The following is a 15,421-nucleotide window of genomic DNA, read 5'->3' on the forward strand; positions in this document are numbered from 1 at the left end:
CCACACCAATACCATAGTGAAGAGCCCTTCGAAGGAGAGAAACACGTGAGAGTCTGTTTTTATTGCAATCTCATCGAATTCAAGCCAAAAGGGAACGTTCTGCAGTTTTTCATCCTGTTACGCGCTCTGGATCGCAAGCTCGACCAATTGTCTGAATTCGAACGGCAACCATACGCTTTCGAATGCGTCCTCCCCTTCCGATTTCGCAATGGAATGGGTGGCTTTTCGTTTCGACACATTCGCTTTTTCCATTCGGAAGAACCGATCGAGGAAATCATTCAGCGAGATCGCAGGCGACCGTACGACTTCATCTTCATTCGCGGCCGCAATGAAGCCGTTAAGCTATTGCGGAAAAAGCAGTCCCTGGGACCGAAGCTGCTGTTTTTAGCCATTCAATACAATTTGTACGATCCTTACATCATGCGCCGGCTCAATTATTTGTTCCGCCATGCACGGGTTGTCTTTTTTCAGACAGAACCGAATGCCGAGCGATACCGTACGTATCAGCTCCAAAAAGGCTCCTATTCCAATCAAGAGCTTCTCCGAAAAATACAGGTGCTCCCTCAATTTGTGGAGCCCATGCCCAATCCACCCCCTGCACGCTCGCCTTCCGATCCCCTCGATCTGATTTGGGCAGGAGTCATTCGACCTCGCTACGGCCTTCCCGTCGCTACGAAGGCGATTTCGCTCATCCGCAAAGAGTACCCGAGAGCAAAGCTGCGTGTACTCTATCCCTCGATCGTAGGAAAATATCGAAAACGGGCTGAGAAATTACTGCGTGCCCCAGGGGTCGCCGATCATGGGCAAAAATCCATGTGGAAAACCAAAGAGATGATCGTCAAAAGCGGCATCGGTGTCGCACTCCTCTACGACAATACGCAAGACCGCAACCCTTCCCATTCCTACTTGTCCCGCATTCTGGAGTACATGGGGCTCGGGGTGCCCGTTTTGACCACGCGAACCATCGGCAATCTCTCCCTGCTCGGCCATACCTACCCTCTGTTCGTGGAGGATGCGCATGATATCGCGTTCCACTACGCAAAACTGTGCAATCCCGTTTACTATCAGGAAATGAGCGAGTATGTCAAAGAGCACGGGAAACGCTTTCTCGCTGACGAGGCAGTTCTGTCCTTTTGGCAAGTGATGCATGACGAATACAGACGCGGCATCTAACTCCGCCCCATGTCTTTTTTTCGTACAAAAAAAGCCAACACGCTGCAGAAGCAGTCGGCGTTGGCTTTTGTCTATTTCATCATTTTCCCCATGCGGTACGCTGCTTCCATGATGTAAGGAGCGTACTGACTCATTTTTTCCGGCGTCAGTCGATTGGATGGACCTGATGCCGCGATCGATGCCACCAATTGACCGTTTCGATTAAAGATCGGAGCGGCTACCGCAGCGGTTCCGAGCTCCCGCTCCTCGACGCTCGTAGCGAATCCTTGCTGTTTGATTTGCTCCAGCTGCTCTACGTAGGATTCTCGGCTCACAAAGTCCGGCCAATCCGGGTCCTGCAGAAGCGCCTGCGCGACAGACTCATCCGCATACGCTACCAATACCTTGCTGGACGCTCCCACAGTCAGTGGCATGCGCGCTCCAATCGGGGCAACCCTGCGGATTGGCTGCTTGCTTTGCACAGCCTGAATGCGAATCCGCTCATTTCCATCCCGCACGTACAGGCTGATGGTTTCTTCCACCAAATCGCGCAGCCTTTCCATCTCTGGCAGCAGCATGGTGGCAGGATCATCATTATGAGTCAGGTTCGCAGACAATTCCCAGATTCGAAAGCCGAGACGATATTTCTCTGTTTGGACATCTCTGATGAGAAAGCCTTTGTTTTCCAACGTTGCCAGCAAACGATGCACCGTGCTTTTATGCAACGAGAGTCGACTGGAGATCTCACTGAGACCCAAATCGGTGTCATCCGTAAAACAGAGCAGGATATCCAGAGCCCGTTCGACCGCCCGCACGTTTGCTTTTTGTTCTTCCATCTTTCTTACACCTGCTTCCTTCGTGGTTCCGTACGTTTCATCTGATGAAACTAATATGCTACTTTTCAGTATACGAAAAAAATGTGCGTAGTAAAGAGCGGAAATTTCATTGCCTTGTCACAGCTTCCCATTTTCTAGCAGGCAGGACACTCCCACAAGCGATGAAACAAAAGGGACATACATTAATAAAAATACACCACTTGTTTCAATTCAGGATTGGGGGAATGACCTCACATGAGCATAAGCGAATCCAAATTGACCAAGTACTATGTCTTGCGTGCAAGCTCTGCACTCGCAGGAGCGTTGCCGCGCACTCGTCCCTTCAGCAAAAGAGCTCTCTATGATTATCTCCATCGGTATCGAAAGGTGATCGCCAAGCCGGCCTCTGGCAGCGGCGGTGCTGGGGTCATCCTGATTTCCAGCCGTGGGAATAGCTCGTACCGTGTGCAGCGTGGAGCCAATCGTCGAAACGTCAGCAGTAAGAGCAGCGCGTATCGATATCTGCGCAATAAGATCAAAACACGCTATCTCGTACAAAAGGGGATCTCCCTCGCTCGCGTCAATGGCCGCCCCTTCGATGTACGCGTCATGGTGCAACGGCATCCGGGTTCCCACTGGGTCGTCACCGGCATGCTTGCCAAAGTCGCTGGCAGGGGCTATATCATCACCAACGTCAAGCGCAGCGGCGGTCGCGTCCTCCCATTGCGCACAGCCATTGCCCGTGCATCCATCCGCTCCGCCTCCACCGATGCCATCATCACCCGTCTGCGCCGTATCGCCTTGCTCGCCGCTAGGAGGCTGGCCACCTACTACACCAAACAGCTCGAATTTGGTCTGGACATGGGCATCGATGTAAACGGCAAGGTATGGATTATCGAAGCGACCTTCGTCCCGATATCTCTCTGTTTCTCAAGCTCTCAGACAAACAGATGTACCGCACCATCGTCAGCTACAAGCGAACAGCCTAATAGAAACATGCCTTGCCAAGCTATTCCCCTTATGCGGATCAGTCACGCTCTCCTCACCAGCGGCATGAATACGGAAGCGTACGAAAAAAGGGAAGCCGCAGTCATCGGCTCCCTTTTCTTGTTTTGTTAGAAATTGAAATTGTCCGGGTCAGCCCCAAAACGTCTGTTTTCATTAAGCGCATTGATTTTTTCCACATCTTCTGCATCGAGTGAAAAGTCAAACACATCTGCGTTTTGACGAATCCGCTCTGGTGTGATCGATTTGGGAATGGTCACGACCTGATTGTCCAAATCCCAGCGAATGACAATCTGCGCTGGAGATTTTCCGTACTTTTGCCCCAGCTCCACGAGCAGTGGATGATCGAGATTTCCTTGCATCAATGGGCTCCACGCTTCCATCTGGATGCGATGCTCCCGGCAGTAAGCAAGCAGCTCTCTCTGGGTCAGCAGAGGATGGTATTCGACCTGGTTGACAACCGGAGTGATTTCGCTGTTTTGACGCAAATCCTCCAAATGATGGCTGTGGAAGTTGCTGACTCCGATCGCGCGTACATAACCGTCTCGGTACAGCTTCTCCAGTGCTTTCCACGTTTCTACGTACTTGCCTTTGACTGGCCAGTGGATCAGATACAAATCGAGTGTCTCGATACCGAGTTTTTTCACACTCTCATCAAAAGCTTTCAGTGTGGAATCATAGCCTTGATCGGCATTCCACACCTTGGTTGTGATGAACAGCTGATCCCGATCGATTCCTGATTGACGGATTCCCTCACCAACGCCGACCTCATTGCCATAGACAGCAGCCGTGTCGATGCTGCGGTAACCCGCTTCGATGGCAGAACGGACTGCGAGTGTTACTTCGTCTCCGTCCTTCACCTTCCAGACACCCAGACCTAACCAAGGCATCTTCACCCCGTTGTTCAATACCGAACTATCCGTGATCTGTGTTGCCATCCGATCTCCTCCCGTCGTCCACAATGATATGTACGTACAATAAGTAAGTGTAGCACAAGTGGACTACCAAAAAAAGGGTGGTCATCTCCTCAAACTCTTTTTACATTTTTTGTTAATTTTAACGTCTGCAGGAAATACTCTTGCTATGGACAACTTTACATAGCAGGTGAATCCAATGCCCCATCCTTACTGGTACGGTGGACTCGTCTTCATTTCGTTGCTGCTCCTCTGCTTTACCCTCTGGAAGAAGAGGGATGGTCGCTTGCTCGTTCTGCATTTTGCCTTGGCTGGCCTGATCGATCCGTTCGAGTACATCATACTCATCCTCTACCCGGCTTACCAGTACTTCCCTTCTCTAACCGGCGATTTATGGATCGACAACATGCTTGGCGCCATAAGCTCCAATGACTTCATCGTTCCGGCAGTCGCCGTCATCGGCGCAGCCTTTCACCTTCGCGTTTACTGGCTGGTGTTGTTTTCTGTGCTCTTTATGCTGGTAGAATGTCTGTTCCTTTCGTTTGCAGTTTTTGGGCATTTTTGGTGGGAGATTCCCTACTCCGGGATCGGCATCCTCCTTTTCCTTCTGATTGGCAGATATCTTTGGAAGCTGATCCTGCGCGGCCCCTTAAAGAAGCCTGTCCTTTTCCTTTACATCTTCTTTGTGTTTCTATTCATCTACGGCTCGTGTCATTTTATACAGGCGCATCTTCTCGATGTACATGACTTAAACATTGGCTGGTTTCCTGACCAGATTCGGGATCATCTCGCCCTCTCTGAAGCGATCGAAATACTCGTAGCTCTCCTTACCTCAGCTGCCTTCTTCTTCAATCGTACCGGCCAGCTCCTGATAGCGGTTGTGTTGATTGCCTTTGACACGTCCCTCATGGCATTGAAGATCATTCAGGTAGACAATGTCTGGGAGTTTATATTTTACGTTCTCTTGCAGTTTATCTCGATCTGGGTCGTCCATAAGATCGTGAAATACGGAACACAAACTCAGGTTAGCTAATTTTTCCCTATCGGAGCTGAAATTCATGCATGTGACCCTTATCCTCTGGTCTATCTTTGCTGCCTGGCGTTGGGGCGACTGGAAACATTGGAAAAAGTACCACGCCACCATGCTCTTCATGGCCTTATCGAGCGCCATGTACGATGTCCTTGTGAACGACGGCTCCTATTACTTATGGAGGTACGTAGGAAACAATTACTTCAGTGAAGAAATGGCCAGCCTTCTGTATACGTGCGTTGCCTTTCCCGCAACAGCCTTGCTGTTTCTGTCCAATTTCCCCGACGAGAGATGGCAGCAGCTCCTGCACATCGGCAAATACGTAGCCATCTATGTTTGCCTGGAGATCATCGGCCTGTACTTCGGCACCATCTCCCATGCCCACTCCTGGAATATGTGGTGGTCCACCGTGTTCAATCTGGCGATGTTCTCGATCCTGCGGCTGCATTTTACCAGACCCTTGATTGCCTACGTCGTTTCCTTGGCAATCGCCACCTATCTCATGATCCATTTCCAAGTCTCTTTGTGGGACAGCGAATAAACGCAAAAAAAAAACCGACAGCCCAGACTTCCTGCTGTCGGTTCGCATTCTTTGTCCATACGTTAGCTAGTACAGACGATTTTTATAGCTATCTTCCAGACCGATCGCCACTTCTTTTGCCGTCACCCCTGGAAGCTTCACATGATCTGCCAGGACCTGCGCCATATTCGGAACGGACTCGGGCGCTGGCCATTTTTCAGGATTCCACAGTCCGGAGCGCATGAATGCCTTTGCGCAATGCACGTAGCACTCTTCTACCTGCACGCCGATTCCAATCGTCGGCACTTTTCCGTTCACAGCCATTTTTTCAAGCACCTTTGCATCGCGAATCACACAAGCACGCCCATTGATGCGCAGCGTCTCCTCCAAAGTCGGTATCATAAAAATCAAACCGACATGCGGGTTTGCCAGAATATTTCGGAGCGAATCCATGCGCTTGTTTCCTGGACGCTCGGGAATGACCAGATGCCGATCATCGAGAACGTATACAAAACCAGGAGCATCTCCCCGAGGGGATGCATCGCAGTTGCCCTCCGTGTCTGCCGTCGAAAGGATGAGGAACGGTGCTCTTGCGAGAAAATCGCGGCAATGCTCATCCAAATAGCTGATCGATTTGTTCTGTACCAGACGACTAGGTTCACCGAGCAGCTCTCGAAGCTGCGATTCTTCCGTAATGACTCCCTGAAAGATATCGAATCCGTGCAAGCGAAACACCTCATTTTCCATGGTTTGGTTAACTTCCCTTCCTCCATGATAGCATGAAGGAAACAGCACTCGTCTCTTTCTTTATCATCAATTGTTGAGGCTATCAGCTATTCCCAGCTTGCTTTCCACATAGTGCTGGATATAGTGTACCGATTGGGCACTGAGACAACGATCCTCTATCATAATTGGCGTAAAGCGGGAGAGACGCTGCAAATAAGGGGTAACGATACTCGTACTGACGATCAGATCAGGCTTGGCCTCGATAATCGCATCCAGAGAAGCCGGATATTCCAGCGAGCCGATGAGCAGCTCCACATGGGCCAATCCCGCATCGACGATCGATTGGCGAAAATTATCCGCTCCCAGCCACGTCGTTCCCGCGATCCCCACCTTGCTCCCTGCAGGCAACTCCTGCAGCCTCTTGATGCTTTGCAGGCTTGACTCCGGGAGGCAAGCGATGACCTTGGGTTCATTTTCTCCGCACAGTCGTGCGATGATGGTCTGGACTTCTTCTACGTGCAGAAACGTCGTCACGATCAGGTCGTAGTAGCCGCTCTGGATGCTGCTCCCGAGCAATTCCAAGTCCTTGATCAGGCAAGGCTTCACGACGTAACCAGTCGCTTTCTCCAGCTCCACTGCATACTCTTGTGCCTGGGGGACATTGCACTCGACAAACAGCACTACCGGTTTGGCATGTGCCGCTTCTTCCCCCTCCCACTCGTGTGCTTCCCTGATGCGCTCTGTCTCGTGAGGTGGATCAGCGTGTACATATACGCCTATTCCTGGCTTGCTATAGATATATCCGTCCAGCTCCAGCTCCGCGTAGGCTGTTTGAACCGTATCCCGATTAATGCGCAAAAAGCCAGCCAGCTCACTTGCGCTGGGCAATGCTTCATTGGGCGGGTACACACCCTCGTGTATAAATGTCTTAATCTGTTCTTTCAGTTGAACATGTATGGGAATGGAAAGGGATTCATTTACCGAGACTCTCATCTGGTCACCTCTGACTGCAACGGATTCAAGATACTGTCATCGTACAATGCCTCAGCGATTTCTAGCAAGAGTGAACTATCAGACAATAAATCCACTGGATCACTTCCCCAGCATCGACACAGCTAGACCTTTATAACTTTGCAAACCGTGTTTTGTAAATCATGCGCCTACAAATTGGATAACCTATAGCATAATCGAGCTATCAATCACGGAGGTATTTGCATGAGTTGGACTCTTATTTGGCAGGCCGTAGGTGTAATTGTAATCGGAACTCTTTTGTTACGAATTGCAGGTAGAAAATCGATTTCCCAAATGACAATGGCACAGGTAATCGTTATGATCGGTCTTGGGACTTTGATCATCCAACCGATAACTGGTAATGGTTACTGGCCAACCTTCCTTTTAGCAGCCGTCTTGGTAATGGTCATGATCGTGATGGAATACCTCGAGATCAAATCTAACGGATTCGAAACTTTTATTACTGGCAAGGCAGTTACTGTCATTGAGAATGGGCAACTGAATGAAGGCAATATGCGCAAACTCAGACTAACAGCTGATAAGCTCGAAATGAGACTGCGACAAGCTGGAATATCAAGCATCTCTGACATTGAATGGGCTACAATCGAAGTCAGTGGAAACTTAGGCTACCAGCTTAAATTGGAAAAGCAGCCTGCCACCAAAGAAGATATCCAGAGGTTAATCGCTATTCTCGAGAATCGAATCCCCGATACAGAGCCCTTTGTACCAAATAACATTTTTTCAGAAATTAAGCATGGGCATCAAAATCCACACCCCACCAATCTCCAGTAAACTTTCATCTAACCGAGCGGCAAGACTCTTTTGCCGCTCTACATGTTTCCATCTAGAAAAAATAACAGGTGACTTTAGATACGTAGACGAATAGAATCTTTGATAGTACACACATTTGCAATTATCCGTTTGCTTGTGTACGACAATTACGATCCTTCAGTAACCTGACCTGGGGGTGCTTTTGATGACGAAAGAATCAGCAGCATTTCAACAGATAAAGAGTAAAGCTAGATTATTGAAGCGAGAGGCATTTGTTCTTTATTTCGCATACAAAGATCACCGAGTTGCTTGGTATGCTAAGCTTTTTGCGATTTGTGTAGTGGCCTATGCATTCAGTCCGATCGATTTAATACCCGATTTCATTCCTATCCTAGGCTATTTGGACGACATCATCCTCGTTCCTTTCGGTGTGTGGATCGCCCTGAAGCTAATACCTGATGAGGTTGTCAGAGATTGTCGAGCAAAAGCCGAGGATTTAATGTCGAAGGGCAAACCGAAAAACTGGTTCATGGGTATGCTTTTTATTGCCTTATGGGTAGTCTGCGGAATATGGATATCATGGTATTGCTACAGATGGCTCCTTTCCTAAGGGCCTTTTTACTTTTCTCCCTGCATCTTATTTTATGGAGGTGTGGATATGCTTCTCGCTGTAAAAGTCCTCGCAGCCTTTCTCTGTTTTTTCCTCATTTATCGCTTCATGAACCTTTTACGAAATAAACGGAATGCTTCTGCAAAAACCAGCTGGAAGCAAGACATCACTACAGCTCTGTTGCAAACGGCAGTTTTCACTTTGGTGAGTTACTTTTTGACATGATGAGCACGTTGTAAAATGATGAATAGCCCCCTTGGATGTCCAAGGGGGTCTCACGCATAGGAGCCGTTCGTTCACTAATCACTATCGTTGTTGATCCCCTTTTTTTATTCGGATCTTATCTACTGGATGAAACATAGCTGGTCGTGTTTTCATTAATTGCAGTGGAACACGAAGGATAAAATCCTTCAATCCCCTTAGATTTAAGGGACTTAATGGAGAGAAGTATGTCACTCCAAACGATTTGAGAGAGGCAAGATGGACTGTAACGAGGAGCAGAAACAACATGATTCCATAAAGCCCAAAAATCCCTGCCATAATCATCAAAGGAAACCTAAGCACTCGTGTGGCAATTGCTGCACTGTAGCTCGGGGATGTAAAGGATGCTATTGTCGTGAGTGCAACGATGATTACCATTACAGGGCTGACCAACCCAGCCTTTACAGCCGAAGTCCCAATGACGAGAGCACCAACAATTCCTATTGTGGGTCCGATCGGCCTTGGAAGTCTAGCGCTTGCTTCCCGTAGGATTTCCATTGCGGTCTCCATGATAAAAGCCTCTACCAACGAGGGGAAGGGCACGGTAGACCGACCAGCTGTCATGGCCATAACCAAACGGGATGGTATCATTTCCGGATGAAAAGAACTAAAAGAAATGTATAAAGATGGCAATAGCATGGATAGGTTTAAGCTTACGAAACGGATGAAGCGGACAAGAGAGGCTATGTAAAATCGCTCGTAGTAATCTTCAGGGCTCTGATAAAACTGGGAGAATACGGTGGGTACAACGAGGACAAAAGGCGTTCCGTCAACTAAAATGGCTACTTTTCCTTCCAGCAGATTGGCGACCACTTTGTCAGGGCGTTCGGTATTTTGCATCTGCGGGAACGGAGACCATGTACTATCTTCAATCATATGCTCGAGAAATCCACTCTCCAACACAGCATCCGCGTTGATGGAATCTATACGATTCAGTACGTCTTCAACAATACGAGGGTCGATTACTCCTTCTATATACATCACATAGACGTCTGTCTGTGAGCGCTGTCCAACCACTAAGTGACGCAATCGTAACTTTGGATCCTTCAACCGAATGCGTATTAACGCCGAGTTCACGCACAACGTCTCGCAAAATCCGTCACGTGGACCGCGTACTACAGACTCAGTAAGCGGTTCTTCTACTTTCCTGCGCTCCCAGCCTCGTGCATTATTTAAAAAAGCTTCTCGATGTCCGTCAAGTAGAAGCACGGCGGATCCGGACAAAATGTTCCGTATGACCTGCCTTAAGCTGGTCGTGGACTCCAATTCGTTGGTTGTCGGCAAATCGTATGTACTGTTCAAAGACGTCATGTGCCGTATAATGCTATCGCTTACTATGTTTCGATCAATCATACCATCAATAAAAAAAATGATGCCTTCCGCACCCGACTTCACCACAAAACGGCGGGCAACCAGATCATCACACTTTAACTGCTGCTCAATTAACGCAATGTTTTCGTTCAAGTCAGCAGAAAGGACGATGTCTGGCACATTTTCCATACTCTTGTTCGTATGGGCATCCAAGAACGCACTTTGCACTCTCTCTTTGCGATTTTTCCAAGCATTCCAAAACAAATTCATCACTTGATCTCCCTGTCTGAAAGTGGCGCCAAATGGAAGCCTCTGTTCATGCTCCACCTTGCCTTTTCACTACATTCAAGAAGATGATTATTCCATGTTTCTTCTTGGTGTTCCTATTATGTGCAACCTTGCTGGGAATATTTAAGCAGGCATCTTTTTTTACCTGACGGCCACTGCAATAATCCCCTCCGTTCAACAAGATAAGGGCATCTTTAGCGGATGTCCTTTTTTCTTGTTTGCTCAGAGGGGACGGATATTGAAACCTATTGCATCTGTCAGTCTACTTCGCCGATAAACCGCCATCCACCACGACGGCACTGCCTGTCATCGCAGATGATTCGTCAGAAGCCAAGAACACTGCTACATTCGCGATCTCAATCGGTTGGATTGTACGCCCGATCGGTTGGATATCTTGGATGCTCTTCAGCACATGGTCACGCCCGCCAAACAAATCGGCATGGGCGTCATTGAAGGTCGTATCTACCCATCCCGGGCAAATGCAGTTCACCCTTACGTTATCCGCCGCAAAATCCAGCGCCATTTGCTTGGTGAGCATATGAATGGCACCTTTGGATGTTACATAGGCAGACAATCGTGGCTCTGCGACAAAGCTGTTGGCGGAGGCCATGTTTACCACGGAGCCTCCCCCTGCCTCAATCATTTCTGGAAGGAAGTATTTTGAAGTGAGAAACATGGATTTCACATTGACTTTCATCGTGCGATCCCACACTTCTTCCTCCGTTTCGACGACGGAGCCTGGGATGTTGATCGCCGCGTTATTGCACAGGATCGTAGGAACCCCGTAGTTTTCCTTGGCAAAAGCCAGGAGTGCCTGAACCTCCGACGCTTTGGATACGTCAGCCTGAAAAAACACGGCGGTGCCGCCCTTGCTCGTGATAGCTGCCACCACTTCTTCCCCTGCGCTGCTAACGTCGGTTGCCACTACACGGGCTCCCTCTTCCGCATATCTGTGGGCAATGGCCGCTCCGATGCCACGTGCCGCTCCTGTTACGACTGCAATTTTGTTTTGTAAACGCATCGATGAATACCTCCTCGTACTGTATTTTCCTTTACATGTCTTTGAGAACAGGGGCTATTTTTCGATATCCATTGGATTTCACGTAGCCGACGATGACTCCGATCAGCACCCACGCGAATCCTACAGTGAAAGTCATACGGTCAAAGCCGGACCAGACGTATCCTGTAATGAGAAGCCCGATGAAGGGAGTAAGCGCGTAGGTGAGGAACCCCCTTACTCCACGCCGCTTCTTCTTGCCGAAGAAATAGACGATGATGGTGACATTCAGCATCATGAAGGCGGTGATCGCCCCGAATGTCACGAACTTGTACAACGTCTCTATCGAGAGGCAAAACGTCACCACGATGGAAAGCAGTGCACAGAAGATCGTGGCATTCACAGGCGTTTGAAATTTGGGATGGATTTTCGCCAGCACCTGAGCAAAAGGCAGCAGATTTTCCCGACTCATTGAATAGAGCACTCGCGCTGTCGCAGACTGTACATTCAGCGTGACCGCAATCCCTACCGCAATGACATTGATCAGAATCAAAATCGTGTAGAAAACAGGGCCTCCAGCTTCCCGTGCTATTTCGAAAAAGCCCATGTCCGGGTTCAGTGTCTCATAGTTCGGATGGATCAAGGCAGCCATGTACACTTGAATGAAAAACAGTATGCCGCTGAGCAAAATGGATAAAACCGTTGCCTTTCCGACTGTCTTCACCGGATCGCGAGCTTCTTCGGCCAGTGTGCTTATGCCATCAAAGCCTAGAAAACCGAGCACGGCAATCGATGTGGCTGTCGCGATAAAGCCAAAGTCTACATGGTCTGCCTGGAAAAGTGGCGCCAGACTAAAGCCTCCCATACCGTGTCCATCGACCAGCACAAACTTGGCAGCGATCCCCAGGAACACGACCAAAGTGATGATCTGCATCCAGAACATCAGAAGATTAGCTCGCGCTGTCATCGTAATCCCTCTGACATTGATCAGCGTGTTGCAGACTACGAAAATGAGCGTCCAGACGAAAGCAGGCACCTGCGGCAGGATCCCTGCCATCCACACACCTGCAAAGGCATACAGCAACGCAGGACATAGGATGTAATCTGCCAGGATCAGCCATCCTGCGATAAAGCCCACATGCGGATTCATTCCGCGGCTCACGTAGGAATAGACGGAGCCCGCATACGGAAACTCCTTGCTCATGTGGCTGTAGCTGAATGCCGTGAACATCAAGGCGATGACTCCGATACAGTAGACAAGCGGTACCATGCCAAAGCTCTGCTGTGCCACGGCTCCATAGACCTGCATCGGCGCAAGCGGAGCCATGAAGACCATACCGTAGATGACCAGATCCTTAAACGTAAGCGTTCGCCTTAATTCTTGTTTGTACTGACTGCTGTCCAAGCCGAACTCCCCCTTTATGCTAAGAAATAAGAAGTAGTACTTTTCTCATCTTAGCTCTCTGTCGGAAAATTTCGAAAGGGATTCGGTCGAGACAGGAGCCCTTTTGTCTGTACGGGCTGATCTTGACATTTAGAAAACTTGGCTACGCCAAGCCTTTTGCGGAGCCTTAGTTGCACTTATACTGGATAAGATTCTTATAAATTCTTATCTGTACAAAAAAACAGCGAGCCATGAAGACCCGCTGCCTTGCCTATAACCACTTCTTCAGATTGTTCCAGTAAGAGACGATATCCTGTTTCTTTTCCTCCGCGATAAGGGCTTGTTTGCCTTCCTTCCCCTTCTGAAAGAAAATACTGCTGCCCTCGATATGGCTGATTTTCTTCAGATTCACCAGAAAGGACCGATGGGTCAGGTAAAAATGGCAATCCTGCAAGTAGCTTTCATACACCTTGATCGGTATTTTCGTTTCATAGACTTCATTTGGGGTGTGCACGAGAATGGTCCGATTGATCGATTCGATATACAGAATCTCCTCCGGGGTCATCTGGTGAATCTCCTCGCCAAAAATAGGGACAAAAAGACCACCCGCCTCCATAAACCTTTGGTAGGCAATATGGTTCTGCAGCTTTTCGATGGCTAGTCGAAGACGTTTTTCGGTATATGGCTTCTCGACGATATCCACAATCCCCAGATCATAAGTGACACTAGCATGCGGAGCCATTCCAGTAATCAGGATGGTAGGGAGATTCACCCCTCTCATCTTCAAGATGGAGTAGCTCTCCAATCCCCCTCGGCCCTCTCCCAGATGGATGTCTACGATCATCGCTGTTAGATTCGGCGTAAGCGTCGCCAAGGATATGAGCTCATCTCCAGTACTCGCTTTGCCGACAATCCGTATATGCTGAAACGAGGCCAGGTACCCCTCTAACAACTCCTGCTGCAGCTCATCATCTTCTGCAATCAACACGTCGATCTGCTGCTTTCGCATATACCCCACTTCCCCCGCTATTGTCTATCCGCGATCGATAGTAGGATGGAAAAGCATGTTTTTCCCCTCGCGGATGTGATGTGCATTTCCCCTGCGTATTTATGGACGACTTCCCGAACGATACCAAGGCCGTACCCGCGTGCTTTTCCCGCTTCGGTTTCTTTTGTAGTGAAACCGGCCTCCGTGAGCTTGTTTATGACCTCAGGGGCTAGCGTCGGCCCTGTATTTTCCACCATGAATTGATAGGAATTGCCCACTTTTTGCATCGTAAGAGAAATCCTTTTCTCTCCTCTCTGATCCTCGTCGGCCGCCTCGATCGCATTGTCGAGAAGATTGGAGAGAATCTTGATCAAATCGGAGGAAAGAACGCCATCGAAGGTCTCATCGGGCGGGATATGAAAATCCATCTCGATGCTTTTGCACCGCGCCTTCTCCGCTTTGGAATGCAGCAGCACCAACAAGGCAGGGTTGGCTACCTGCTCCGACAGCGTGAGAGCCTGTATATCAGCCTGAAGTCCCCGCAAATACTCTTGAGCCCGGTCCACCTTTTTTAATTCCAAAAGGCCAAATAGAACCTGCAAGTGATTGGCAAAATCGTGCCTGATCGACTGAATAGATGTGAGAATGGCACGGAATTCCCGTTGGAAGGTTTGCTCGGAATCACCCACAGCCCTTAGCGTCTCTCGCTGATACCACCTGCGTATCAACGTATAGCTGACCACGATTAAAATCAAAACAACCAGATTGGCCGCAAAGTGAAAAAGGCTGTTATTCAAAGCGTTCGCTTCAATTTGCTCGAGTAATTCTACGCCGATGTCAATGCCCACAATCCCGACCAGTTGGCCCGATGCATTGACCAAAGGTGCACCTGCTGTCATGTAGACACCGTATTTGGGGTCGTGAATAATTCCCGTATGAAACGTGTCGTCATGATAGGCCGGCTGCACTTCTTCCATGGTCAGCGTACACAGTTCACCAATGTATGTCTGGGCGCTGTCACCCGGCGGCAGCCCGTTGATCATGACACGGCTGTTTCCCTGTGCATCCATAATGACGAGATACACATGCTTCGCGCCGATTTTTATCCGATAATCATTAAGGAAATGATTCAATTCGATATAGTCTGTACTATCTTCCGTCGGCTTCTGCAAAAATCTTTCAAAGCTCGATACATCTACTTCCCTTGCGATATCGGCCGCTGTCTTCATGCTCTGGGTCGCAATCGATATTTCTACTGTGCGAATCGTACTATCGTAGCTTAGAAAAATATTCGTAAACATGAAACATAGGCTCAAAATGATCGCGACGATCAGAATGATTCTGACCTTGTTGTTGGTTCGAGCATAGATTACGTTCATAGAGCGGACAGTACCTTTCCAAACAGTCATGGCCAGTGTCGATTTTCCTCATTTTATCATGAAAAGAGTGGGATTGGCCGGAAGATAATCGGAAATATCTGAAATCAGATCCCAACTGTCTAAAGAAAATTAAGTAGTAGACTGAAAAAGAAAGTAGTAGACTTCGACCTTCGTTAAAGCAAGTACGACCACAAAAAAAGGAGGTCGGACCAGTAAAGTTCTGGTGACCTCAAGTACGATCGGTTAGGTTATTACTTCA

General features: G+C 48.7%; 15 protein-coding genes. 6 read left to right on the forward strand and 9 right to left on the reverse strand.

Annotation, left to right across the window (positions count from 1 at the left end):
- The first annotated feature begins 45 nt into the window (after nt 1–45).
- Nucleotides 46–1,173 (forward strand): glycosyltransferase family protein, encoded by a 1,128-nt coding sequence (locus JNE38_RS21920; protein WP_203353255.1) that lies wholly within the window; start codon nt 46–48, stop codon nt 1,171–1,173.
- A 71-nt stretch (nt 1,174–1,244) separates the two neighbouring features.
- Here the strand turns inward: JNE38_RS21920 and JNE38_RS21925 are convergent, their stop codons facing one another.
- A complete protein-coding gene (locus tag JNE38_RS21925; protein WP_203353256.1) occupies nt 1,245–1,988 on the reverse strand; it encodes an IclR family transcriptional regulator in 744 nt (247 codons plus the stop codon).
- A gap of 234 nt (nt 1,989–2,222) precedes the next feature.
- On the opposite strand from JNE38_RS21925, the gene JNE38_RS21930 reads away from it, so the two are divergent.
- A complete protein-coding gene (locus tag JNE38_RS21930) occupies nt 2,223–3,086 on the forward strand; it encodes a YheC/YheD family protein (RefSeq protein ID WP_238933411.1) in 864 nt (287 codons plus the stop codon).
- Here the strand turns inward: JNE38_RS21930 and JNE38_RS21935 are convergent.
- On the reverse strand, nt 3,083–3,910 hold the full coding sequence (locus JNE38_RS21935; RefSeq protein ID WP_203353257.1) for an aldo/keto reductase: 828 nt from the start codon (nt 3,908–3,910) through the stop codon (nt 3,083–3,085). The two genes, JNE38_RS21930 and JNE38_RS21935, sit on opposite strands and share 4 nt — an antisense overlap.
- 175 nt (nt 3,911–4,085) lie before the next feature.
- On the opposite strand from JNE38_RS21935, the gene JNE38_RS21940 reads away from it, so the two are divergent.
- Nucleotides 4,086–4,919, forward strand: a complete 834-nt coding sequence (locus JNE38_RS21940) for a hypothetical protein (protein ID WP_203353258.1) — start codon at nt 4,086–4,088, stop codon at nt 4,917–4,919.
- 25 nt (nt 4,920–4,944) lie between these two features.
- On the forward strand, nt 4,945–5,457 hold the full coding sequence (locus JNE38_RS21945; RefSeq protein ID WP_203353259.1) for a CBO0543 family protein: 513 nt from the start codon (nt 4,945–4,947) through the stop codon (nt 5,455–5,457).
- A 66-nt stretch (nt 5,458–5,523) separates the two neighbouring features.
- Here the strand turns inward: JNE38_RS21945 and JNE38_RS21950 are convergent, their stop codons facing one another.
- Both JNE38_RS21950 and JNE38_RS21955 read right to left on the reverse strand, forming a co-directional pair.
- Nucleotides 5,524–6,162, reverse strand: a complete 639-nt coding sequence (locus JNE38_RS21950) for a pyridoxamine 5'-phosphate oxidase family protein (protein ID WP_203357680.1) — start codon at nt 6,160–6,162, stop codon at nt 5,524–5,526.
- A gap of 87 nt (nt 6,163–6,249) precedes the next feature.
- Nucleotides 6,250–7,155 (reverse strand): GntR family transcriptional regulator, encoded by a 906-nt coding sequence (locus tag JNE38_RS21955; RefSeq protein WP_203353260.1) that lies wholly within the window; start codon nt 7,153–7,155, stop codon nt 6,250–6,252.
- A 222-nt stretch (nt 7,156–7,377) separates the two neighbouring features.
- Between JNE38_RS21955 and JNE38_RS21960 the strand changes: the two genes are divergently transcribed.
- Nucleotides 7,378–7,965, forward strand: coding sequence for a DUF421 domain-containing protein (locus JNE38_RS21960; protein WP_203353261.1), 588 nt, complete (start codon nt 7,378–7,380; stop codon nt 7,963–7,965).
- Between the two features lie 184 nt (nt 7,966–8,149).
- A complete protein-coding gene (locus JNE38_RS21965) occupies nt 8,150–8,554 on the forward strand; it encodes a YkvA family protein (RefSeq protein ID WP_203353262.1) in 405 nt (134 codons plus the stop codon).
- A gap of 306 nt (nt 8,555–8,860) precedes the next feature.
- Here the strand turns inward: JNE38_RS21965 and JNE38_RS21970 are convergent, their stop codons facing one another.
- The 5 genes from JNE38_RS21970 to JNE38_RS21990 form a co-directional block, all read right to left on the reverse strand.
- Complete coding sequence (locus tag JNE38_RS21970) at nt 8,861–10,396, reverse strand: spore germination protein (RefSeq protein WP_203353263.1); 1,536 nt, start codon at nt 10,394–10,396, stop codon at nt 8,861–8,863.
- 280 nt (nt 10,397–10,676) lie between these two features.
- Nucleotides 10,677–11,435, reverse strand: coding sequence for an SDR family NAD(P)-dependent oxidoreductase (locus JNE38_RS21975; RefSeq protein WP_203353264.1), 759 nt, complete (start codon nt 11,433–11,435; stop codon nt 10,677–10,679).
- A 31-nt stretch (nt 11,436–11,466) separates the two neighbouring features.
- Nucleotides 11,467–12,816: an APC family permease gene (locus tag JNE38_RS21980; RefSeq protein WP_238933412.1), complete on the reverse strand. Its 1,350-nt coding sequence runs from the start codon at nt 12,814–12,816 to the stop codon at nt 11,467–11,469.
- Between the two features lie 250 nt (nt 12,817–13,066).
- Nucleotides 13,067–13,804 carry a LytR/AlgR family response regulator transcription factor gene (locus JNE38_RS21985; protein WP_203353265.1) on the reverse strand — a complete coding sequence of 246 codons (738 nt, stop codon included), beginning with the start codon at nt 13,802–13,804 and terminating at the stop codon, nt 13,067–13,069.
- Nucleotides 13,805–13,821: 17 nt separating this feature from the next.
- On the reverse strand, nt 13,822–15,162 hold the full coding sequence (locus JNE38_RS21990) for a sensor histidine kinase (RefSeq protein WP_203353266.1): 1,341 nt from the start codon (nt 15,160–15,162) through the stop codon (nt 13,822–13,824).
- Nucleotides 15,163–15,421: the final 259 nt, after the last annotated feature.

It is taken from the genome of Brevibacillus choshinensis (assembly GCF_016811915.1).
GTDB lineage: Bacteria > Bacillota > Bacilli > Brevibacillales > Brevibacillaceae > Brevibacillus > Brevibacillus choshinensis_A.